This window comes from Telluria beijingensis (assembly GCF_030770395.1).
GTDB lineage: Bacteria > Pseudomonadota > Gammaproteobacteria > Burkholderiales > Burkholderiaceae_D > Telluria > Telluria beijingensis.
In genome coordinates, this window is the sequence record NZ_CP132480.1 from 1,060,544 (window position 1) to 1,080,820 (window position 20,277).

At 66.1% G+C, this 20,277-nt stretch carries 19 protein-coding genes; all 19 read left to right on the forward strand.

Annotated features, from left to right (window positions below; all coding sequences use genetic code 11):
- The first annotated feature begins 119 nt into the window (after positions 1-119).
- The 19 genes from mraZ to lpxC all read left to right on the forward strand — a co-directional run bounded on the left by mraZ (position 120) and on the right by lpxC (position 20,264).
- Positions 120-548, forward strand: a complete 429-nt coding sequence (gene mraZ, locus Q9246_RS04755) for a division/cell wall cluster transcriptional repressor MraZ (protein ID WP_306395837.1) — start codon at positions 120-122, stop codon at positions 546-548.
- Between the two features lie 7 nt (positions 549-555).
- A complete protein-coding gene (gene rsmH, locus Q9246_RS04760) occupies positions 556-1,515 on the forward strand; it encodes a 16S rRNA (cytosine(1402)-N(4))-methyltransferase RsmH (protein ID WP_306398079.1) in 960 nt (319 codons plus the stop codon).
- The gene (ftsL, locus tag Q9246_RS04765) at positions 1,512-1,784 is read left to right on the forward strand and encodes a cell division protein FtsL (RefSeq protein ID WP_306395840.1); all 273 of its coding nucleotides are present in this window, start codon (positions 1,512-1,514) and stop codon (positions 1,782-1,784) included. The genes rsmH and ftsL overlap by 4 nt, the downstream gene beginning before the upstream one ends.
- Entirely contained in the window at positions 1,781-3,559 is a 1,779-nt protein-coding gene (locus Q9246_RS04770; protein WP_306395842.1) for a peptidoglycan D,D-transpeptidase FtsI family protein, read from the forward strand. The genes ftsL and Q9246_RS04770 overlap by 4 nt, the downstream gene beginning before the upstream one ends.
- A complete protein-coding gene (locus tag Q9246_RS04775) occupies positions 3,559-5,091 on the forward strand; it encodes a UDP-N-acetylmuramoyl-L-alanyl-D-glutamate--2,6-diaminopimelate ligase (RefSeq protein ID WP_306395844.1) in 1,533 nt (510 codons plus the stop codon). Before Q9246_RS04770 ends, Q9246_RS04775 begins: the two co-directional genes overlap by 1 nt.
- Positions 5,091-6,461 (forward strand): UDP-N-acetylmuramoyl-tripeptide--D-alanyl-D-alanine ligase, encoded by a 1,371-nt coding sequence (locus Q9246_RS04780; RefSeq protein WP_306395846.1) that lies wholly within the window; start codon positions 5,091-5,093, stop codon positions 6,459-6,461. Before Q9246_RS04775 ends, Q9246_RS04780 begins: the two co-directional genes overlap by 1 nt.
- A gap of 1 nt (position 6,462) precedes the next feature.
- Positions 6,463-7,632: a phospho-N-acetylmuramoyl-pentapeptide-transferase gene (mraY, locus tag Q9246_RS04785; protein ID WP_306395848.1), complete on the forward strand. Its 1,170-nt coding sequence runs from the start codon at positions 6,463-6,465 to the stop codon at positions 7,630-7,632.
- A 1-nt stretch (position 7,633) separates the two neighbouring features.
- Positions 7,634-9,130 carry a UDP-N-acetylmuramoyl-L-alanine--D-glutamate ligase gene (gene murD / locus Q9246_RS04790; protein ID WP_306395849.1) on the forward strand — a complete coding sequence of 499 codons (1,497 nt, stop codon included), beginning with the start codon at positions 7,634-7,636 and terminating at the stop codon, positions 9,128-9,130.
- Positions 9,130-10,347 (forward strand): putative lipid II flippase FtsW, encoded by a 1,218-nt coding sequence (gene ftsW / locus Q9246_RS04795; protein ID WP_306395851.1) that lies wholly within the window; start codon positions 9,130-9,132, stop codon positions 10,345-10,347. The genes murD and ftsW overlap by 1 nt, the downstream gene beginning before the upstream one ends.
- Entirely contained in the window at positions 10,344-11,435 is a 1,092-nt protein-coding gene (gene murG / locus Q9246_RS04800) for an undecaprenyldiphospho-muramoylpentapeptide beta-N-acetylglucosaminyltransferase (RefSeq protein WP_306395852.1), read from the forward strand. The genes ftsW and murG overlap by 4 nt, the downstream gene beginning before the upstream one ends.
- Positions 11,432-12,820, forward strand: a complete 1,389-nt coding sequence (gene murC / locus Q9246_RS04805) for a UDP-N-acetylmuramate--L-alanine ligase (RefSeq protein ID WP_306395853.1) — start codon at positions 11,432-11,434, stop codon at positions 12,818-12,820. Before murG ends, murC begins: the two co-directional genes overlap by 4 nt.
- Before the next feature lie 4 nt (positions 12,821-12,824).
- Positions 12,825-13,796: a D-alanine--D-alanine ligase gene (locus Q9246_RS04810; RefSeq protein ID WP_306395854.1), complete on the forward strand. Its 972-nt coding sequence runs from the start codon at positions 12,825-12,827 to the stop codon at positions 13,794-13,796.
- A gap of 6 nt (positions 13,797-13,802) precedes the next feature.
- Positions 13,803-14,642, forward strand: coding sequence for a cell division protein FtsQ/DivIB (locus Q9246_RS04815; protein WP_306395856.1), 840 nt, complete (start codon positions 13,803-13,805; stop codon positions 14,640-14,642).
- 14 nt (positions 14,643-14,656) lie between these two features.
- Entirely contained in the window at positions 14,657-15,889 is a 1,233-nt protein-coding gene (gene ftsA, locus Q9246_RS04820) for a cell division protein FtsA (RefSeq protein ID WP_005668243.1), read from the forward strand.
- Between the two features lie 142 nt (positions 15,890-16,031).
- Positions 16,032-17,225 carry a cell division protein FtsZ gene (gene ftsZ, locus Q9246_RS04825; RefSeq protein ID WP_306395858.1) on the forward strand — a complete coding sequence of 398 codons (1,194 nt, stop codon included), beginning with the start codon at positions 16,032-16,034 and terminating at the stop codon, positions 17,223-17,225.
- A gap of 122 nt (positions 17,226-17,347) precedes the next feature.
- Positions 17,348-17,851 (forward strand): peroxiredoxin, encoded by a 504-nt coding sequence (locus Q9246_RS04830; protein WP_306395859.1) that lies wholly within the window; start codon positions 17,348-17,350, stop codon positions 17,849-17,851.
- Positions 17,852-17,906: 55 nt separating this feature from the next.
- On the forward strand, positions 17,907-18,356 hold the full coding sequence (locus Q9246_RS04835; protein WP_306395861.1) for a GNAT family N-acetyltransferase: 450 nt from the start codon (positions 17,907-17,909) through the stop codon (positions 18,354-18,356).
- Between the two features lie 35 nt (positions 18,357-18,391).
- Complete coding sequence (locus Q9246_RS04840) at positions 18,392-19,234, forward strand: DMT family transporter (RefSeq protein ID WP_306398082.1); 843 nt, start codon at positions 18,392-18,394, stop codon at positions 19,232-19,234.
- 94 nt (positions 19,235-19,328) lie between these two features.
- Positions 19,329-20,264: a UDP-3-O-acyl-N-acetylglucosamine deacetylase gene (gene lpxC / locus Q9246_RS04845; RefSeq protein WP_306395863.1), complete on the forward strand. Its 936-nt coding sequence runs from the start codon at positions 19,329-19,331 to the stop codon at positions 20,262-20,264.
- The last annotated feature ends 13 nt before the right edge of the window (positions 20,265-20,277 follow it).

The following is a 20,277-nucleotide window of genomic DNA, read 5'->3' on the forward strand; positions in this document are numbered from 1 at the left end:
ACTAAAGTGGGAAACGGTGTGAAAAAGTGTCGATTTGTGGGAGAGTTGTGGGATGGAACCCGCGGCTCCCGGCGCCCGACAAACAACGACAAACAACTCTCCAAAAGCTAGGTAAATACGTGTTCCAGGGCGCGTCCGCGATCAATCTCGATGCAAAAGGCCGAATGTCGATTCCGGCCAAGCACCGTGACGCCCTTACGAGCCAGTGCGAAGGCCGCATGACGCTGACCAAGCATCCACATGGCTGCCTCCTCTTCTTCCCGCGCCCGGTCTGGGAAGAGCACCGCAAACAGATCGCTGCATGGCCGATGTCGGCCCGCGCATGGCAGCGCATTTTCCTCGGCAACGCCGTCGATGTCGAGCTCGACAGCGCCGGCCGCGTGCTGATCTCGCCCGAACTACGCGCCGCGGTCGGGCTGGACAAGGAAGTGATGATGCTCGGCATGGGCACCCACTTCGAAATCTGGAATGCCGCCAAGCTGGCCGAGGACGAGGCCGACGCCGTCGCCGGCGGCATGCCCGATGTACTTTCCAACTTCTCTTTCTGAGGCGCCGATGACGGATTCAAACACGGTGCCCATGTTCCAGCATCGAACGGTGCTGCTCGACGAAGCGGTCGACGCGCTCAACCTCGCGGGCGCGCGCGCTTACGGCATCTATATAGATGGCACCTTCGGACGGGGCGGCCACAGCCGCCTGCTGTTGTCGCGCCTGGGCCAGCAAGGGCGCCTGGTCGCGTTCGACAAGGACTTGCAGGCCATCGCCACCGCACAACAAATCGACGATCCGCGTTTCTCGATCGTCCACGACAGCTTTGCAACGATGCACGACGCGCTGGCCGCGCGCGGCATCCACCGGGTCGACGGCATCCTGCTCGACCTGGGTATCTCGTCGCCCCAGGTGGACGACGCCAGCCGCGGCTTCAGCTTCCGCAACGATGGCCCCCTCGACATGCGCATGGACACCACGCGCGGCATGTCGGCGGCCGAGTGGATCGCGACCGCGGAGCAACCTCAATTGGAAAAGGTGATACGCGATTATGGAGAAGAGCGGTATGCTTTTCAGATTGCAAAGGCGATTGTTGCTCGCCGCGCAGTCGAACCGATTTCAGGCACACGACAGCTTGCCGCAATCGTGGCAGGCGCGGTCAAGGGCTGGGAAAAAGGCAAGGATCCGGCAACCAGGACCTTTCAGGCTATCCGGATTTTCATCAATAAAGAGCTTGAGGACCTCGAGGCAGGGTTGAGCGCCGCCTATGGCATGCTGGCGCCGGGCGCCCGCATGTCGGTGATCGCCTTCCACTCGCTCGAAGACCGCATGGTCAAGCAGTTCCTCGCCTCCAAGGCCAAGGTCGAGCAGCCGGACCGGCGCCTGCCGATCCGCGCCGCCGACCTGCCGCAGCCCGAGATGAAGCTGATCGACAAGATAAAGCCATCGGCGGCGGAAGTCGCGGACAACCCGCGCGCCCGCTCGGCGGTGCTGCGCGTGGCCGAACGCCTGGGGGCGCCTGCATGAGCGTCAAGCTGAACGTGCTGCTCACCGCCTTGCTGGTGGGATGCGCGCTGTCGGTTGTCAATGCCCGCTACCAGGCGCGCCACCTGCTCATCGAGCTCGAGCGCCTGCAGCAGCACGCGCGCCAGCTCGACATCGACTGGGACCAGCTCCAGCTCGACCAGTCGCGCCTGGCCAAGAACGAGCGCATCGAACAGATCGCCCGTTCCCAGCTCGAGATGGCGCCACTGAGCCCGGCCCGTACCCAGTACCTGACCGAGGGCGCCCAATGACGCGCGGCGCGACCAGGAACAGCAATGCGCGGGTGGCCGCGTCCAAGGGCGTGGCGTTCTCGAAAAGCCCGGTGCTGGCGGTGCGCCTGCCCGACTGGCGTTCGCGCCTGGTGCTGTTCGTCCTGTTCGCGGCCTTTGCCGCGCTGGCCGTGCGCGCCGTGTGGCTGCAGGGCGTGTCGAATCAGTTCCTGCAAAAACAGGGCAAGAGCCGCTACGAGCGCACGCTCGAGCTGCCGGCCACGCGCGGCCGCATCCTCGACCGCAACGGCGCCGTGCTGGCCACCTCGCTGCCGGTGCGCGCGATCTGGGGCATCCCCGAAGACGTGCTGCAGGCGCCGCCCGAGAAGCTGCGCGAGCTATCCAAGCTGCTCGAGATGCCCGAATCCGAATTGCGCAAGAAGCTCGATTCCGACCGCAGCTTCGTCTACCTGAAGCGCCAGGTCGAGATGCCGATCGTCGACCAGATCCTGAAGCTCAAGATCGACGGCATCGACACGCGCAAGGAATACAAGCGCTTCTACCCGCAGGGCGAAGTGATGACCCACCTGGTGGGCTTCACCAACGTCGAGGACAAGGGCCAGGAAGGGATGGAGCTGCAGCACCAGAAGACCCTGATGGGCGTGGCCGGCAGCCGGCGCGTGATCAAGGACCGCCTGGGCCACATCGCCGAAGACCTGGGCATGTTCCGCGAGCCGCACCAGGGCCGCGACCTGACCCTGTCGGTCGACAGCAAGCTGCAATACATCGCCTTCACCAGCATCAAGAACGCGGTCGAGAAGTTCAATGCCAAGGCCGGCGCCGCCGTGGTGCTCGACGTCCAGACGGGCGAGGTGCTGGCCCTGGCCAACTACCCGACCTACAACCCGAACGACCGCTCGAAGCTCACCGGCGAGCAGTTGCGCAACCGCGTCATCACCGACACCTTCGAGCCGGGGTCGACGATCAAGCCGCTCACCGTGGCGCTCGGCCTGGAGACGGGACGCGTCACGCCCGACACCGTGTTCGACAACAATCCGGGCTATATGATGGTGACCGGACGCCGCATCCGCGACTTCCACAACTATGGCGTGCAGACCGTCAGCGGCATCATCCAGAAATCGTCGAACCTGGGCGTGGTCAAGATCGCCCAGATGATCCCGCAGCAGGAAATGTGGGAGCTGTATACGAAGGTCGGCTACGGCCAGGCGCCGCGCTTCGGCTTCCCCGGCGCCGCCGCCGGCCGTGTGCGTCCCTACAAGACCTGGAAGCCGGTGGAATATGCCAATATGGCCTTCGGCCACGGCCTGTCGGTGTCGCTTCTGCAGATGGCGCGTTCCTACATGATCTTCGCGCGCAACGGCGACATCATCCCGCTGTCGTTCGTGAAGGTGGACGAACAGCCGGTGGGCCAGCAGGTGATCTCGGCCAAGACCGCGGCCCAGGTGCGCACCATGCTCGAATCGGTGGTGGGCCCGGGCGGCACCGCCTCGCGCGCCCAGGTCGCCGGCTACCGCATCGGCGGCAAGACCGGCACCGCCGAGAAGATCGTCAACGGCCGCTACTCGCGCACCAACAATATCGGTTATTTCGCCGGCATCGGGCCGATGTCCAAGCCGCGCTTCATCATCGCGGTGATGGTCGACGATCCGAGCGGCCCGGTACGGACCGGCGGCTATGTCGCGGCCCCGACCGCGGCCGACCTGTTTTCCAATGCGCTGCGAGCCGCCAACGTGCCACCCGATTCATCGATCACGGACATCATCATTCCGGAAGTTCCCCTAGAGGAGAGCATGTGATGGCCCCGAGCCTGCACGACACCATCGAATGGATTCGCGCCGCCGCCCCAGGCGGCCGACTCGTTTCCGACTCGCGCCGCGTGAAGCCCGGCGACGTGTTCTTCGCCTATCCGGGCGAGGCCGCTGACGGTCGTCGTTTCATCGAGGCCGCCATCGAGGCCGGCGCCGCCGCCGTGGTGCATGAAGCCGCGGACTTTGCCTGGGACGAGGCGTACACCGTGCCGCACCTGGCCGTGAGCGGCCTTAAACAGAATGCCGGCCCGATCGCGCATGCGGTGCTGGATTATCCGGACCGCGCCATGTTCACCGTGGCCGTCACCGGCACCAACGGCAAGACCTCGTGCGCGCTGTGGACGGCGCAAACGCTGGCGCGCCTGGGCGAGGCCGCGGCGGTGATCGGTACGCTGGGCGTGGGACTCATCAAGGGCAAGACGTCAAGCGAACCGCAGTTCGACGTCACCGGCTACACGACGCCGGACGCGGTGCTGCTGGCCCAGACCCTGGCTGACCTGAAGAAGAACGGCGCCACGGCGCTCGCCATCGAGGCCTCGTCGATCGGCCTGGTGCAGGAACGCACGGCCGGCATGCACGTCGACGTCGCGATCTTCACCAACCTGACGCGCGATCATCTCGACTTCCACGGCGACATGGAGAGCTACGAGGCGGCCAAGATCAAGCTGTTCGAATGGGATGGCCTGAAGCAGGCGGTGGTGAACCTGGACGATCCGGCCGGGCAGCGCCTGGTAACGCACTTGCGCGTAAAATTCCCTGCGCTGGCCGTCAGCGGCTACACGATCGCCGGCGCATCGGCGCCCGAGGGCGTTACCGTGCTGCGCGCCAGCGGCATGCGCAGCAAGAATGCCGGCACCGAATTCCAGGTCGAGACGCCCGGCGGCAACGCCACCATCCGCACCCAGCTGGTGGGCAACTACAACGTCAGCAATACGCTGGCGGTGCTGGGCGCGTTGCTGGCCAAGGGCGTGGCCTTGAAGGCGGCGGTGGAAGCGATCGAGACCCTGGTCCCGGCGCCGGGCCGCATGCAGCAGATGGGCGGGTCGGATGCGCCGATGGTCGTGATCGACTATGCGCACACGCCGGACGCGCTGGAAAAGACGCTGGAAGCCCTGCGCGAGGTGGCGACGGATCGTGGTGGCCAGCTGTGGTGCGTGTTCGGCTGCGGCGGCGACCGCGATCCGGGCAAGCGTCCGCAGATGGGCCGCATCGCGCAGGCCGCCGACCAGGTGCTGGTCACCAGCGACAATCCGCGCAGCGAAGAACCCGCGAGCATCATCGCCCAGATCGTGGCCGGGATGAATGCGGGTCATCCTTCCTCGCGCCTGCAGACCGTCGAGGACCGCGCGGCCGCCATCCTGCTGGCGGTGAAGCAGGCCGCCAAGCAGGACGTGATCCTGCTGGCAGGGAAGGGCCACGAGCCCTACCAGGAAATCAAGGGCCGCAAGATGCCGTTCTCGGATGCGGACCACGCTTCGCTGGCCTTGACGGCGCGACTCACCATGTTGAGGACGCATTGATGCGCGGCACACTGGCACAACTGGTCAAGGCAATCCCGGGCGCGCGCCTGGTCGGGCCTGATGCGTCTTTCGAAGGCGTGTCGACGGACAGCCGCAAGGTCGATGCCGGCGCGCTGTTCGTGGCGCTGGTCGGCGAGACCTTCGATGCGCACGACTTCCTCGACCAGGTCGTGGCGCGCAATGTCGCCGCGGTCGTGGTCTCGCGCCTGCCCGAGGGCTGGACCCTGCCGGCCATCGTGGTGCCAGACACCCTGGTGGCGCTGGGCCGCATCGCGCATGCCTGGCGTGAGCAATTCCAGATTCCCGTGATCGGCGTCACCGGCAGCAATGGCAAGACGACGGTCAAGGAAATGATCGCGTCCATCCTGGCCGCGGCCGTCGGCGAAGAAGCCCGCCTGGCGACCCAGGGCAACCTGAATAACGAGATCGGCGTGCCCCTGACGCTGTTCCGCCTCGGTGAACAACACCGCGCGGCGGTGGTGGAACTGGGCATGAACCATCCGGGCGAGATCGGCCGCCTGAGCGCGATCGCGACGCCGACCGTCGGCCTGGTCAACAACGCCCAGCGCGAGCACCAGGAATTCATGCACACCGTGGAAGCGGTGGCGCGTGAGAATGGCTCCGTGCTGCAGGCATTGCCGGACGATGGCGTGGCCGTGTTCCCGGGCGACGATGTATATACGGACTTGTGGCGCGGCCTGGCCTCGTGCAGGACGTTGACCTTCGGCCTGTCGGATGCCTGCGACGTACGCGCGACTTACGCCGTCAACGATTTCGGCAGCGACCTGCAAGTGACGGCTCCCGGCGCGGAATATCGCATCAGGCTGGCCGCGGCCGGTGAACACAATGTCCGCAATGCGCTGGCGGCCGTCGCCTGCGCGCTCGGCGCCGGCATCGACCCGGCCGCCATCGTGCGCGGCCTGGAAGCCTTTGCACCGGTCGGCGGCCGCCTGCAACGCAAGCAGGCGAGCAATGGCGCGACCGTGATCGACGACACCTATAACGCCAACCCCGATTCGATGCGGGCCGCGATCGACGTGCTGGCGGCCTACCCGGCGCCGCGCATCCTGGTGGTGGGCGATATGGGCGAGGTCGGCGCGCAAGGAAAAGAGTTTCACGAAGAAATCGGTGCCTACGCCCAGCAGCGTGGCATCGAGACCGTGCTCGCGACGGGCGAGCTGGCGCGCCACCTGGCGGCGTCGGGAGCACGGCATTACGAGCAGTTCGACGAATTATTGGCAGCACTGGATGAAAAACTGGGCGGCAATACCAACGCGACTGTGCTGGTGAAGGGCTCGCGCTTCATGAAGATGGAGCGCGTGGTCCAGCACCTGACCGGATCAACCACCATTGGCAAGGGCGCCCACTAATATGCTTCTCTGGCTCGCACAATACTTCCAGGACTATATCGGTCCGCTGCGCGTTTTCAACTACATCACCTTCCGCGCGGTGTTCGCCACCATCACCGCCATCACGATCGGCCTGGTCGCGGGCCCGATCGTCATCCGCAAGCTGACCGAGCTGAAGGTCGGCCAGGCGGTGCGCACCTATGGCCCGCAAAGCCACCTGACCAAGCACGGCACCCCGACCATGGGCGGCGTGCTGGTGCTGATCGCGATCGGCATCTCGACCCTGCTGTGGTGCGACCTGTCGAACCGCCTGATCTGGCCGGTGCTGGTGGTGACCTTCGGCTTCGGCGCCGTCGGCTGGGTCGACGACTACCGCAAGGTCGTCTACAAGGACCCGGAAGGCATGCGCTCGGGCGAGAAATACTTCTGGATGTCGCTGGTCGGGATCACCTCGGCGCTGTACCTGGCGTTCGCGCTGTCGGCCGCCTCGCCATGGGAAGCGATGGGGCTGTTCTACGCATGGGTGCAGTCGGGCTTCTCGATGGACCTGCCGCCCAAGGCCGACCTGATCGTCCCGTTCTTCAAGTCCATCAGCTATCCGCTGGGCGTGTGGGGCTTCATCGCGCTGACCTATTGCGTGATCGTCGGCTCGTCCAATGCGGTCAACTTCACCGACGGCCTCGATGGCCTGGCCATCATGCCGACCGTGATGGTGGGCGCGGCCCTGGGCCTGTTCGCCTATCTCACCGGCAGCGTGACGTTCTCGAAATACCTCCTGATCCCGTACATCCCGGGCGCGGGCGAGCTGCTGATCTTCTGCGGCGCGATGGCCGGCGCCGGCCTGGCCTTCCTGTGGTTCAACGCGCATCCTGCCCAGATGTTCATGGGCGACGTCGGCGCGCTGGCGCTGGGCGGCGCGCTCGGCACCATCGCCGTCATCGTGCGCCAGGAAATCGTCCTGTTCATCATGGGCGGCATTTTCGTGGCCGAGACCCTGTCGGTGATCATCCAGGTCAGCTGGTTCAAGTACACCAAGAAGCGGTACGGCACCGGCCGCCGCGTCTTCCTGATGGCGCCGCTGCACCACCATTTCGAACAAAAGGGCTGGAAGGAAACCAAGGTCGTGGTCCGCTTCTGGATCGTGACCATGGTGCTGATCCTGGTCGGCCTGTCGACGCTGAAACTGCGCTGATATGAATTACGACGGCAAACACGCATTGGTACTGGGCCTGGGCGAATCCGGGCTGGCGATGGCGCACTGGCTGGCGCGGGCCGGCGCACGCGTGCGCGTGGCCGATACCCGTGCCGAACCGGCGCGCCTGCCGGCGCTACGTGAAGCCGCACCAAGCGCCGAATTTGTCGCCGGTGAATTCAGTGCCGCGCTGCTCGATGGCGTCGACTTCGTCGCCGTCAGCCCGGGCCTGGCGCCAAACCGCGAGCTGGTCGACATCGTGCCCGCCGCCGCCGAGCGCTGCATCCCCGTCTGGGGCGAGATCGAACTGTTCGCCCAGGCGCTCGCCCACCTGCGCGAGACGCAGGGTTACGCGCCGAAAGTCATCGCCATCACCGGCACCAATGGCAAGACCACGGTCACTAGCCTGACCGGCCTGCTGTGCCGCCGCGCGGGATTGAGCACGCGCGTGGCCGGCAATATCAGCCCGGCCGCGCTGGACGTCTTGCGCGAAGTGATCGACGCGAACGACTTGCCGCAGGCCTGGGTGCTGGAACTGTCCAGCTTCCAGCTGCACACCACGTTCAGCCTGCAGGCCGACGCCGCCACGGTGCTGAACCTGAGCCAGGACCACCTGGACTGGCACGGCAGCATGGACGCCTATGCGGCCGACAAGGCGCGCATTTTCGGCACCGACACCGTGCGCGTCTTGAACCGCGACGATGCGCGCGTGATGCGCATGGCGGCGCTCGAGTCGCCGTCGTTCACCTTCGGCACCGGCGAACCCGTTGACGCCAACAGTTTCGGCCTGGTCGAAGAGCGCGGCGTGCTGTGGCTGGCCAATGCCGTGGCGGGCGAAGAAGTGGAAAAGAAACGCAAGAAGGGCGACGCGCCGGAACCGGTCGAGGTCATCGTGAGCCGCCTGATGCCTGCCGATGCGCTGAAGATTCGCGGCCTGCACAATGCATCGAATGCGCTGGCCGCGCTGGCCCTGTGCCGCGCCTGCGGCCTGCCGCTGGCGCCGCTGCTGCACGGCCTGCGCGAATACGCGGGCGAGCCGCACCGCGTGGAACTGGTCGCCACCATCGACGGCGTCGAATTCTACGACGACAGCAAGGGCACCAATGTCGGCGCCACCGTCGCCGCCCTGCAGGGCATGGGCAAGACCTTCGCCGGCGTCGACCAGCAGATCCTGTTGATCGCCGGCGGCGACGGCAAGGGCCAGGACTTCACGCCGCTGGCGCAGCCGGTGGCGGATTACGTGCGCGCCGTGCTGCTGATCGGGCGCGACGCGCCATCGGTCCGCGCCGCGATCGAGCCGACCGGCGTGCCGGCCTTCGACCTCGACGACCTGCCGCAGGCGGTGCGCCGCGCCGCCGGTCTGGCGCGTGCGGGCGACGCCGTGCTGCTGTCGCCGGCCTGCGCCAGCCTCGACATGTTCACCAATTACGCGCACCGCGCCCAGGTGTTCGTCGACACCGTGCGCGAGATCGCACTGGACAAGGGACAGGAGATCTGATGGCCTTCCAGATTCCCTTCAAGTTCTCCGGCACTGCCAGCGACGCGACCGTCGACGGCCGCAGCAAGCCGTCGAAGATGATGGACTACGACCAGCCGCTGGTCTGGGTGACCCTGCTGCTCATGCTGCTCGGGATGGTGATGGTGTATTCGGCCTCGATCGCGCTGCCCGACTCGCCCAAGTTCCGCTACCTGGAAGACCGCAACGAATACTTCCTGTACCGCCAGGCGATGTACATCATCGTCTCGATGGCCGCCGCGGCGGTGGTGTTCCGGATCCCGATCGCGGTCTGGCAAAAATATGCGCCGATGATGTTCATCGGCACCCTGGTGCTGCTGGTGCTGGTCCTGATTCCCGGCCTGGGCGTGTCGGTCAACGGCGCGCGGCGCTGGCTGTCGCTGAAGGTGATGAACCTGCAGCCGTCCGAGATCATGAAGATCGCGGTGGTGCTGTACGCCGCCGATTTCACCGTGCGCAAGCAGGAGTACATGCACAAGCTCACCAAGGGCTTCCTGCCCATGATGGCGGCGATCGGCCTGGTCGGCGCCTTGCTGCTGCTCGAGCCCGACCTGGGCGCCTTCGGCGTGATCGTCTGCATCGCGATGGGCATCCTGTTCCTCGGCGGGATCAATATCGTCTGGTTCGGCGGCATCGGCGCGCTGCTGGTGCTCATCTTCAGCACGATCATCGCGCTGTCGCCATTCCGCCGCGCGCGCATGTTCGCCTACCTCGACCCGTGGGAAGAAGGCAATGCGCTGGACAAGGCCTATCAATTGACGCACTCGCTGATCGCCTTCGGCCGCGGCGAATTCTTCGGCGTGGGCCTGGGCGCCTCGGTCGAGAAGCTGCACTACCTGCCGGAAGCGCATACCGACTTCATCATGGCGGTGATCGGCGAAGAGCTGGGCCTGGTCGGCGTGCTGGTGGTGGTCGCCATGTTCTACTGGCTGGTCAAGCGCGCCTTCGACATCGGGCGCCAGGCGATCGCGCTAGACCAGACCTTCGCCGGCCTGGCCGCGAAGGGCATCGGCATCTGGATCGGCGTGCAGACCTTCATCAATATGGGCGTGAACCTGGGCCTGCTGCCGACCAAGGGCCTGACCTTGCCCCTGATGAGCTTTGGCGGCTCCGGCGTCATGTTCAACTGCATCGGCCTGGCGATCCTGCTGCGGATCGACTACGAAAACCGGGTGCGCATGCGCGGAGGCCGCACATGACGACGCAAATGAGCAAGCGTTTGATGATCATGGCGGCGGGAACGGGCGGCCACATCTTCCCCGGCATCGCGATCGCGCAGACCATGCGCGCGCGCGGCTGGGAGGTGAGCTGGCTCGGCACCGCCCACGGCATGGAGACCGACCTGGTGCCGAAGGCCGGCATCGACATGGACACGATCGATTTCGCCGGCCTGCGCGGCAAGGGCCTGGCCCATACCGTCAAGGGCGCGTTCAAGATGGCGGCCGCGTTCGCGACCTGCCGCCGCTACCTGGCCGCGCGCCGGCCCAGCGTGGTGCTGGGCATGGGCGGTTATGTGACGGTCCCGGGCGGCATGATGGCGCGCGCGCGCGGCGTGCCGCTGGCCCTGGTCAACGCCGACGCGGCGCTGCTGTTGTCGAACAAGACGCTGGCGCCGGTGGCCCAGCGCGTGCTGTTCGGCTTCCCGGCGGATTTCGGCAAGGCGGCAAACAAGGCGGTGGTTACCGGCAACCCGGTGCGCCAGCAGATCCTCGACCTGCCTCAGCCAGCCGAGCGCTTCGCCGGCCGCAGCGGTCCGTTGCGGGTGCTGGTGGTCGGCGGCAGCCTGGGGGCCAAGGTGCTGAACGACGGCGTGCCGGCGGCGCTCAAGCTGATCGACCCGGAACTGCGTCCGCTGGTCACCCACCAGTCGGGCAAGAAGAATATCGAGGCCTTGCGCGCCACTTATTTGCAGGCCGGTGTCAACGCAAACGTGGTCGACTTCATTGATGACATGGCCGCGGCCTATGCCGAGGCCGACCTGGTGATCTGCCGCGCCGGCGCCATCACGGTGTCCGAGCTGACCGCGGCCGGCGTGGCCAGCGTGCTGGTGCCGTTCGTGGCCAGCACCACCAGCCACCAGCGCGACAACGCGGTGTGGATGGACGCGCAAGGCGCGGCGGTCCACTTGCCGCAGGGCGAACTGAATCCGCAGCGGCTGCGCAGCCTGCTGCAAACGACGCGCGAACAGTGCCTGGCGATGGCGCAGGCGGCTCTCCGCGTGGGCAAGCGCGATGCCAACGAAGCGATCGCGCAGGAACTCGAAAAACTGGCAGGACAGAATCAATGAAACACAAGATCAAGAACATCCACTTCGTCGGCATCGGCGGCAGCGGCATGAGCGGCATCGCCGAGGTGCTGCTCAATCTCGGCTATCAAGTGTCGGGCTCGGACCTGGGCAGCAATGCCGCCACCCAGCGCCTGGCCGGCCTGGGCGCCACCGTCCACCTGGGCCACCAGGCCGACAACGTGACGGGCGCCGACGTGGTCGTGACCTCGACCGCCGTCAACGAGGCGAACCCGGAAGTGATCGCCGCCCGCTCGAGCAAGATTCCTATTGTGCCGCGCGCGATCATGCTGGGTGAGTTGATGCGCCTGAAGCGCGGCATCGCGATTGCCGGCACCCATGGCAAAACGACCACTACCAGCCTGGTGGCCTCGGTGCTGGCCGCCGGCGGCCTGGACCCGACGTTTGTGATCGGCGGGCGCCTGACGGCGGCCGGCGCCAACGCGGCCCTGGGCAGCGGCGAGTACATCGTGGCCGAAGCCGACGAGTCGGACGCCTCGTTCCTGAACCTGTCGCCGATGATCGAAGTGATCACCAATATCGATGCCGACCACATGGAAACCTATGAACACGACTTCGAGAAACTGAAGGCCGCGTTCGTGAACTTCACCCACCGCATGCCGTTCTATGGCCGCGCGATGCTGTGCATCGACGACCCCCACGTGCGCTCGATCCTGCCGCAGGTGACCAAGCCGGTCACCACCTATGGTTTCTGCGAAGAGGCCGAAGTGCGCGCGCTGGACGCCTATGCCGAAGGCACGCAGATGCACTTCACCGTGCGCCAGGAAGGCTATCCGGACACGAAGTTCGTGCTGAACCAGCCCGGCATGCACAATGTACTGAATGCCTGCTCGGCGATCGCGATCGCGCGCGAGATCGGCGTCGAGGATGCCGCCACCGCCCAGGGCCTGCTGGAATTCCGCGGCGTCGGCCGTCGCTTCACCCGCTATGGTGAAGTCGCGCTGGCCGCCGGCGGCAGCTTTACCCTGGTCGACGACTTCGGCCACCATCCGGTCGAGACCGAGGTGACCCTGGCCGCTGCCCGCGCGGCGTATCCGGGCCGGCGCCTGGTGCTGGCCTTCCAGCCGCACCGCTACAGCCGCACGCGCGACCTGTTCGAGGATTTCGTGAAAGTGCTGGCCACGCCCGACGTGCTGTTGCTGGGCGAGGTCTACCCGGCCGGCGAGGCGCCGATCGTGGCCGCCGACGGCCGCGCGCTGGCGCGCGCGCTGCGCACCGCCGGCAAGACCGAACCGATCTTCGTCGAGGCGATTGCCGACATGCCGGCCGCCATCCTGAACGTGGCGCGCGACGGCGACGTCGTGCTGACCATGGGCGCCGGCTCGATCAGCGGCGTTCCGAACCAACTGACCAATGTAAAGGCCTGATACCGTGACCACCACCCCAACTCTTGACGCAGCGGCTTTCGGCAAGGTCGGCGTGCTGTTCGGCGGACGTTCCGCCGAGCGCGAGATCTCGCTCATTTCGGGCTCCGGCGTCCTTGCCGCTCTCCAGGGCCGCGGCATCGACGCCCACGCCTTCGATCCGGGCACGCAAAGCCTGGCCGACCTGGCCGCGCAACACTTCGATCGCGTCTTCATCGCGCTGCACGGCCGCTACGGCGAAGACGGCAGCCTGCAGGGCGCCCTCGAACTGCTGGGCATTCCGTATACCGGCAGCGGCGTGATGGCGTCCAGCGTCGGCATGGACAAGATCACGACCAAGAAGATCTGGCTGCAGGAAAACGTGCCGACCCCGCGCTACCTGACCATCGATGCGGACACCGACCTCGATGCGGTGGTGGCCGAGCTGGGCCTGCCGCTGATCGTCAAGCCGCCGCTGGAAGGCTCGAGCATCGGCATCACCAAGGTCACCCAGGCCGACCAGCTGAAGGAAGCGGTGGCGCTGGTGACCGGCATGGACGAAGCCGTGCTGGCCGAGGAATTCGTCACCGGCCGTGAATTCACGGTCGCGGTGCTGGGGCAGGGCGCTGCCGCCCGCGCGCTGCCGATCGTCGAGATCGTGGCGCCCGAAGGCAAGTACGACTACCAGAACAAGTACTTTACCGACGATACGGTCTATCACTGCCCGGCTCCCTTGAGCGAGGAGCTGACCCACGAGATCCAGCGCCACGCGGTGAACGCCTACCGCGCGCTGGGTTGCGAGGGCTGGGGCCGGGTCGACGTGCTGGTGCGCGAGAGCGATATGCGTCCCTTCCTGCTGGAGGTGAACACCTCGCCCGGCATGACGACCCACTCGCTGGTGCCGATGGCGGCGCGCGCGGTCGGCATCGGCTACGAAGACCTGTGCGTCGAGATCCTGCGTTCGGCGCGGCTCAAGATGGGCCAGAAGGCAAAAGGATAACACCAGATGTGGCATGACGTCCGGGCCCTCAACGCGACCGCCAGTTTCCTGACGGCGGTGACGGTGCTCGCCGCCTTGATCTCGGGCGTGTGGTGGCTGTCGCAGCGCCCGATGTTCGCGCTGGGATCGGTGACGGTGGAGAGCATGTACGGGATCGAGCTGAAACACGTGAACGAGCTCACGGTGCGCAACGGCGTGCTGGGCAAGATTCGCGGCAATTTCTTCACCGCCGACCTGGAACAGGTGCGCGCCACCTTCGAGACCGTGCCCTGGGTGCGTCGCGCCACGGTGCGCCGCGAATGGCCCAATGCGCTGGTGGTCGAGGTCGAGGAACACGAGGCCCTGGGCACCTGGGGAGAAGATGGCCGCCTGCTGTCGGTGAAGGGCGATGTGTTCACCGCCAACGTGGCCGAGACCGACGACGAGCTGGCGCTGCCGGCCTTCGACGGCCCGGCCGGCAGCGAGAAGGAAGTGCTGGCCCGCTTCAACGAATTGCGCACCGCGTTCGCGCAGGTGGAGCTGGTGCCGCAGGAGCTGTCGCTGTCCAGCCGGTATGCCTGGACCGTGAAGCTGGACAACGGCATGAGCGTCGCACTGGGACGCGAGCAGGACCGCAACACGCTGCGGCGCCGCGTGCAGCGCCTGGTCGGCGTCTATCCGCAGCTGGTGGCCCGGCTGCAGGAAGGCCGTATCGACACCATCGATATGCGCTATCCGAACGGCCTGGCATTGTCGTCGGCGGCGCTCACGGTGCCGGCGGACGCAACGAAGCCGGTCAAGGCGGCCAAGAAGCCAAAAGAAGCAAACAAGAACGCAACACCCAATAAAACAACCAAGCAAATCTGAGCAGGCGAACAGCAATGACAAAAGACGCGAAAAACCTGATCGTCGGCCTCGACATCGGCACCTCCAAGGTGGTGGCCGTGGTCGCCGAGGTGATGTCCGACGGACGCCACGAGGTGATCGGGCTGGGTCAGCACGAGTCGAAAGGATTGAAGAAGGGCGTGGTCGTCAATATCGAGGCCACCGTCGAATCGATCCAGCGCGCGCTCGAGGAAGCCGAGCTGATGGCGGACTGCAAGATCCGCAACGTCTATGCTGGCATCGCCGGCAGCCATATCCGCTCGTTCAACTCGAGCGGGATGGTGGCGATCAAGGACAAGGAAGTGACGGCCACCGACGTGGCGCGCGTGATCGAGACCGCCAAGGCGGTCAACATCCCGACCGACCAGCAATTGCTGCACACGGTGCCGCAGGAATTCATCGTCGACAACCAGGAAGACGTGCGCGAGCCGATCGGCATGAGCGGCATCCGCCTCGAAGTGCGGGTGCACATCGTCACCGGTGCGGTATCCGCGGTCCAGAATATTGTAAAGTGCGTGCGCCGTTGCGGGCTCGAGGTCTCGGACCTGATCCTGCAGCCGATGGCGTCCGCCGACGCGGTGCTGACCGTCGACGAGAAAGAACTGGGCGTGGTCCTGATCGACATCGGCGGCGGCACCACCGACATCGCGGTCTTCTCGGACGGCGCGATCCGCCACACGGCGGTGATCCCGATCGCGGGCGACCAGATCACTAGTGACATCGCAATGGCCTTGCGCACGCCGACCGGCGAGGCGGAGGACATCAAGATCCGCTACGGCGTGGCCAAGCAGGTACTGGCCGATCCGGGCGAGACACTCGAAGTGCCAGGTCTCGGCGACCGCGGCCCACGCGCATTGTCGCGCCAGGCCCTTGCAGCCGTGATCGAGCCTCGGGTGGAAGAACTGTTCGCCATGGTCCACCAGGCCGTGCGCGAATCGGGCTACGAAGGCGTGCTGTCCTCGGGCATCGTGCTGACGGGCGGCAGCTCGATCATGCCGGGCATGATCGAGATGGCGGAAGACATCTTCCTCAAGCCCGCGCGCCTCGGCACGCCGGACTATCGCGGCCAGCTGGCCGACGTGGTGCGCAGCCCGCGCTATGCGACGGTGCTCGGCCTGCTGCTCGAAGCGAAGAAGCAGTACCTGCGCGGGCACATCGTCACGCGCCAGGACGGTTCGGTGAAAGCGGTCTGGCAGCGAATGAAGGAATGGATAGCCGGGAATTTCTAAGCTTTGGTAACAAATTCAATTGAAAAATTCGTCACGGGTACAAGGTTTTTAAATACAATCGCAGTTACCGGTTTGAGGCAGCGAACCAGCAACGCCAAGGCCTCTTCCCTGGAACCGCATTTTGAAAATTAGGGAGTTCATCATGGAGTTCGATATGGTCGATAACGCAGCACTGGGAACCGTGATCAAGGTCGTTGGCGTCGGCGGCGCCGGCGGCAACGCGGTTCAGCACATGATCAATAAGGGTGTGTCCGGTGTCGAGTTCATCGCCGCAAACACGGATGCGCAGGCCTTGGCTGTTTCGAGCGCCAACAACATCATCCAGATCGGCGACTCGGGCCTCGGCGCCGGGATGCGTCCCGACGTCGGCCGCCAGCTCGCCGAGCAGTCGCGCTCGCGCATCGAGGATGCGCTGCGCGGCGCGCACATGGTCTTCATCGCCGCCGGCATGGGCGGCGGCACCGGCACCGGCGCCGCGCCGATCGTGGCCGAAGTGGCCAAGACCATGGGCGCCCTGACCGTGGCCGTCGTCTCCAAGCCATTCTCGTACGAAGGCCAGAAGTGCATGGACGTGGCCGAGGAAGGCCTCGAAGAACTGACCAAGCACGTGGACTCCCTGATCGTCATCCTCAACGAAAAGCTCGAGGACATCTACGAAGACGAAACGATGCTCGACTGGATGAAGCACGCCGACGATGTCCTGAACAACGCGGTGGCCGGCATCGCCGAGATCATCAACGTGCCGGGCCACATCAACGTCGACTTCAACGACGTCAAGACGATCATGGGCGAGCAGGGCAAGGCCATGATGGGCACCGCGACCGCCGCCGGCGTCGACCGCGCGCGCATCGCCGCCGAACAGGCCGTGGCGTCGCCGCTGCTGGACGGCATCGACCTGTCGGGCGCCAAGGGCGTGCTGGTCAACGTGACCGCCAGCCGCGGCCTGAAAGGTAAGGAGATCAAGGAAGTCATGGCCGCCGTGCGCGCCTTCGCGGCGCCGGACGCCTCGATCGCCCAGGGCATCGCCTACGACGACGCAATGGGCGACGAGATCCGCGTGACCGTGGTCGCGACGGGCCTGGGCAAGAACAAGAAGTCGATCCAGCTGGTCCAGCCGCAGCAGCGCACCGGCACCTATGACGTGCCGGTGATGCAGGGCGCCGCGGCCGTGGCCGGCGGCCTGACCGCGGGCAAGGCCAGCGCCGACGCCCTGGGCGGCATGAAGCAGCACAATGTGTGGCGCCGCGAGCAGGCGTCGGAGCAGGTGCAGGCGATGCAGCGCAACGGCGTCGAGACCTACGATATTCCGGCGTTCCTGCGCAAGCAGGCCGATTGATTCGGCGCCGTCGTCGCAATGAAGAGGCCAGCGCAAGCTGGCCTTTTTGCTTCCGTGGCCAGCACGCCCGACCCGGATCGGCGATAATGGCAAGATTCACAAAACATCAACAGGAGCACAGCATGACCATCCAGATCGGCGACCGCCTGCCGGAAGGCACCCTCGCGGAATTCATCGAAAACGAGACCGAAGGCTGCAGCCTGGGTCCGAACACCTTCCAGGTGGCGGATCTGGCGAAGGGCAGGAAGATCGTGATCTTCGGCCTGCCGGGCGCCTTCACCCCGGGCTGTTCGGTGCAGCACGTGCCGGGCTTCGTCAAGCACGCCGATGCGATCAAGGCCAAGGGCGTCGACGAAATCTGGTGCATCTCGGTCAACGACGCCTTCGTGATGGGCGCCTGGGGCCGCGACCAGAAAGCCACCGGCATCGTACGCATGATGGCCGACGGTAACGCCACCTTCACCAAGGCCCTGGGCCTGGACAACGATTTCTCGGCCCACGGCATGGGTACGCGCTCGAAGCGCTATGCGATGCTGGTCGAGGATGGCGTGGTCAAGACGCTGGACATCGACGCCAAGGGCATCGACGCCTCGAGCGCCGAATCGATGCTGCAGAAACTCGGCTGATTCCCCAACCAGCCAGCACCCTGTAAAAACGGCGCCGCGGCGCCGTTTCCTGCTTATGATCATCAACACCGAAACCCCCGACCAGCCCGAAGTGCGGGCCATGCTGGCAAGGCTGGACGCCTATTGCGCGTCGCTGTATCCGGCCGAGAGCAACCACCTGATGGACATCGATGCGCTGCTGGCCGGCGACGTGCTGTTCCTGGTGGCGCGCGATATCGATGGCGCGGCGGTCGGCTGCGCGGCCCTGGCCAACCGCGGCGCCTACGGCGAAGTGAAACGCATGTACGTGGACGAGGCGCGCCGCGGCCTGGGCACGGGGCGCAAGCTGCTGGATCACCTGGCGATGTTCGCGCGCATGTCGGGCTTGCCCGAGCTGAAGCTCGAAACCGGCATCCACCAGCCGGCCGCGATCGCGCTGTACGAGCGCTTCGGCTTCGGCCGCTGCGAGCCGTTCGGCGACTACCGGGCCGATCCCCTGAGCCTGTTCATGGAAAAACGCCTGTGACAGCGCGCGGCCGCAACCTGGCCAGCATCTACGCGATGCTGCTCGCCGTCTTCATGTTCGCCCTGATGGACACGGCGATGAAGCTGCTGGCAGAGCGCTATCCGGCGCTGCAGGTGGCGGCGCTGCGCGCCATCTGCTCGCTGCCGCTGATCGCCGCCTACGTGGCCTGGCGCGGCGCGTTCACCGGCATCTTCCGGGTGCGCTGGCCGATGCACTTCCTGCGCGGGGTGCTCGGGATCGCGATGCTGGCCCTGTTCGCCTTCGGCCTCAAGTCGCTGTCGCTGGCCGAGGCCTATTCGATCTTCTTCATCGCTCCGGCGCTGATCACGGCGCTGTCGATGTTCCTGCTGAAGGAGCGCGTCAACCTGGCGCGCTGGCTGGCCATCGGCGTGGGGCTGGTCGGCGTGCTGGTGGTGCTGCGCCCGAGCGGCGCCGGCTTCCTCACCGTCGGCGGCCTGGCGGTGCTGGCCGCGGCGAGCTGCTACGCCTTCTCGGCGATCACGGTGCGGGTGCTGGCGCGCAGCGACCGCAACGAGCACACGGTGTTCTGGCTGATCGTGATGATCGCGCTCGGCGCCGGCCTGCTGGCGGCCCCGGACTGGGTCCCGATCCCGGCCACCGAGATCCCGCTGCTGTGCGCACTGGCGGTGACGGGCTTCATCGGCCAGCTGGCGATCACCGAGGCGTTCTCGCGCGGCGAGGCGTCGAGCGTGGCGCCATTCGAGTATTCGGCCCTGGCATGGGGCGTGGGCCTGGACTGGCTGCTGTGGCGCGCGCTGCCCGACGGCTGGACGATGGTCGGCGCGGCCATCATCATCGGCAGCGGCCTGTACCTGATCCGCCACGAAAAAGACCACGTCGAAGCGGAACATCCCTAAGCAGGTCGATACGATTGTCGCCTGCTTGCCACCCCGGCCCCGCCAATCGAGGGGGGCGGCAGCGTCCGCGTAAACGCTGGGCTATAATCGGCGCATGCTGAAACAACGAACCATCAAGGAACTGGTCCGCACCACGGGTGTCGGCCTGCATTCCGGCCGCAAGGTCGAGCTGACCCTGCGCCCGGCCGCGCCCGATACCGGCATCGTGTTCCGCCGCGTCGACATGGACCCGATCGTGGCCATCCCGAGCTCGGCCGACGTGGTCGGCGATACCCGCATGGCCTCGGTGCTGATCAAGGACAATGCCCGCGTGTCGACGGTCGAACACGTGATGTCGGCTTGCGCCGGCCTGGGCATCGACAACCTCGTCATCGACGTCACCGCCGAGGAAATCCCGATCATGGACGGTTCGGCATCGTCCTTCGTGTTCCTGCTGCAGCAGGCCGGCGTCGAAGAGCAGGCGTCGCTGCGCAAGTTCATCCGCGTGCTCAAGGACGTCGAAGTGCGCCAGGGCACGGGCGCGAACGAGAAATGGGCGCGCCTGTCGCCGCACAACGGCTACAAGCTCGATTTCTTCATCGAATTCAACCACCCGGCGGTGGACGGCACCATGCAGCGCGCCACCGTCGATTTCGGCGACATCACCTATGTGCGCGACGTGGCGCGCGCCCGCACCTTCGGCTTCATGCAGGACGTCGAAAGCCTGCGCGGCATGGGCCTGGCGCGCGGCGGCTCGTTCGAGAACGCGATCGTGATGGACGAGTACCGCATCCTGAATACCGACGGGCTGCGCTACGAGGACGAATTCGTGCGTCATAAAATCCTGGATGCGATCGGCGATCTGTACCTGGTCGGGCATCCGCTGCTTGCCAGTTATACGGCCCATAAATCGGGGCATGCGCTCAATAACGACCTGCTGCGGGCCTTGCTGGCGCAGCCGGATGCGTACGAGATCGTGACCTTCGACGAGCTGGGGACGGCGCCGCCGTCGTATGTGCGTCAGATGACGCGCGAGTGGGCGCAGAGTTGATATAGCTGGGGTT

Excerpts from the sequence above, each read along its gene's own strand:
- Q9246_RS04775 (WP_306395844.1), top strand. The coding sequence starts at position 3,559 with ATGGCCCCGAGCCTGCACGACACCATCGAATGGATTCGCGCCGCCGCC.
- ftsZ (WP_306395858.1), top strand. The coding sequence starts at position 16,032 with ATGGAGTTCGATATGGTCGATAACGCAGCACTGGGAACCGTGATCAAG.
- rsmH (WP_306398079.1), top strand. The coding sequence starts at position 556 with ATGACGGATTCAAACACGGTGCCCATGTTCCAGCATCGAACGGTGCTG.
- murC (WP_306395853.1), top strand. The coding sequence starts at position 11,432 with ATGAAACACAAGATCAAGAACATCCACTTCGTCGGCATCGGCGGCAGC.
- ftsL (WP_306395840.1), top strand. The coding sequence starts at position 1,512 with ATGAGCGTCAAGCTGAACGTGCTGCTCACCGCCTTGCTGGTGGGATGC.
- mraY (WP_306395848.1), top strand. The coding sequence starts at position 6,463 with ATGCTTCTCTGGCTCGCACAATACTTCCAGGACTATATCGGTCCGCTG.
- Q9246_RS04815 (WP_306395856.1), top strand. The coding sequence starts at position 13,803 with ATGTGGCATGACGTCCGGGCCCTCAACGCGACCGCCAGTTTCCTGACG.
- lpxC (WP_306395863.1), top strand. The coding sequence starts at position 19,329 with ATGCTGAAACAACGAACCATCAAGGAACTGGTCCGCACCACGGGTGTC.
- ftsA (WP_005668243.1), top strand. The coding sequence starts at position 14,657 with ATGACAAAAGACGCGAAAAACCTGATCGTCGGCCTCGACATCGGCACC.
- Q9246_RS04835 (WP_306395861.1), top strand. The coding sequence starts at position 17,907 with ATGATCATCAACACCGAAACCCCCGACCAGCCCGAAGTGCGGGCCATG.
- Q9246_RS04780 (WP_306395846.1), top strand. The coding sequence starts at position 5,091 with ATGCGCGGCACACTGGCACAACTGGTCAAGGCAATCCCGGGCGCGCGC.
- Q9246_RS04830 (WP_306395859.1), top strand. The coding sequence starts at position 17,348 with ATGACCATCCAGATCGGCGACCGCCTGCCGGAAGGCACCCTCGCGGAA.
- murG (WP_306395852.1), top strand. The coding sequence starts at position 10,344 with ATGACGACGCAAATGAGCAAGCGTTTGATGATCATGGCGGCGGGAACG.
- Q9246_RS04840 (WP_306398082.1), top strand. The coding sequence starts at position 18,392 with ATGCTGCTCGCCGTCTTCATGTTCGCCCTGATGGACACGGCGATGAAG.
- murD (WP_306395849.1), top strand. The coding sequence starts at position 7,634 with ATGAATTACGACGGCAAACACGCATTGGTACTGGGCCTGGGCGAATCC.
- Q9246_RS04770 (WP_306395842.1), top strand. The coding sequence starts at position 1,781 with ATGACGCGCGGCGCGACCAGGAACAGCAATGCGCGGGTGGCCGCGTCC.
- ftsW (WP_306395851.1), top strand. The coding sequence starts at position 9,130 with ATGGCCTTCCAGATTCCCTTCAAGTTCTCCGGCACTGCCAGCGACGCG.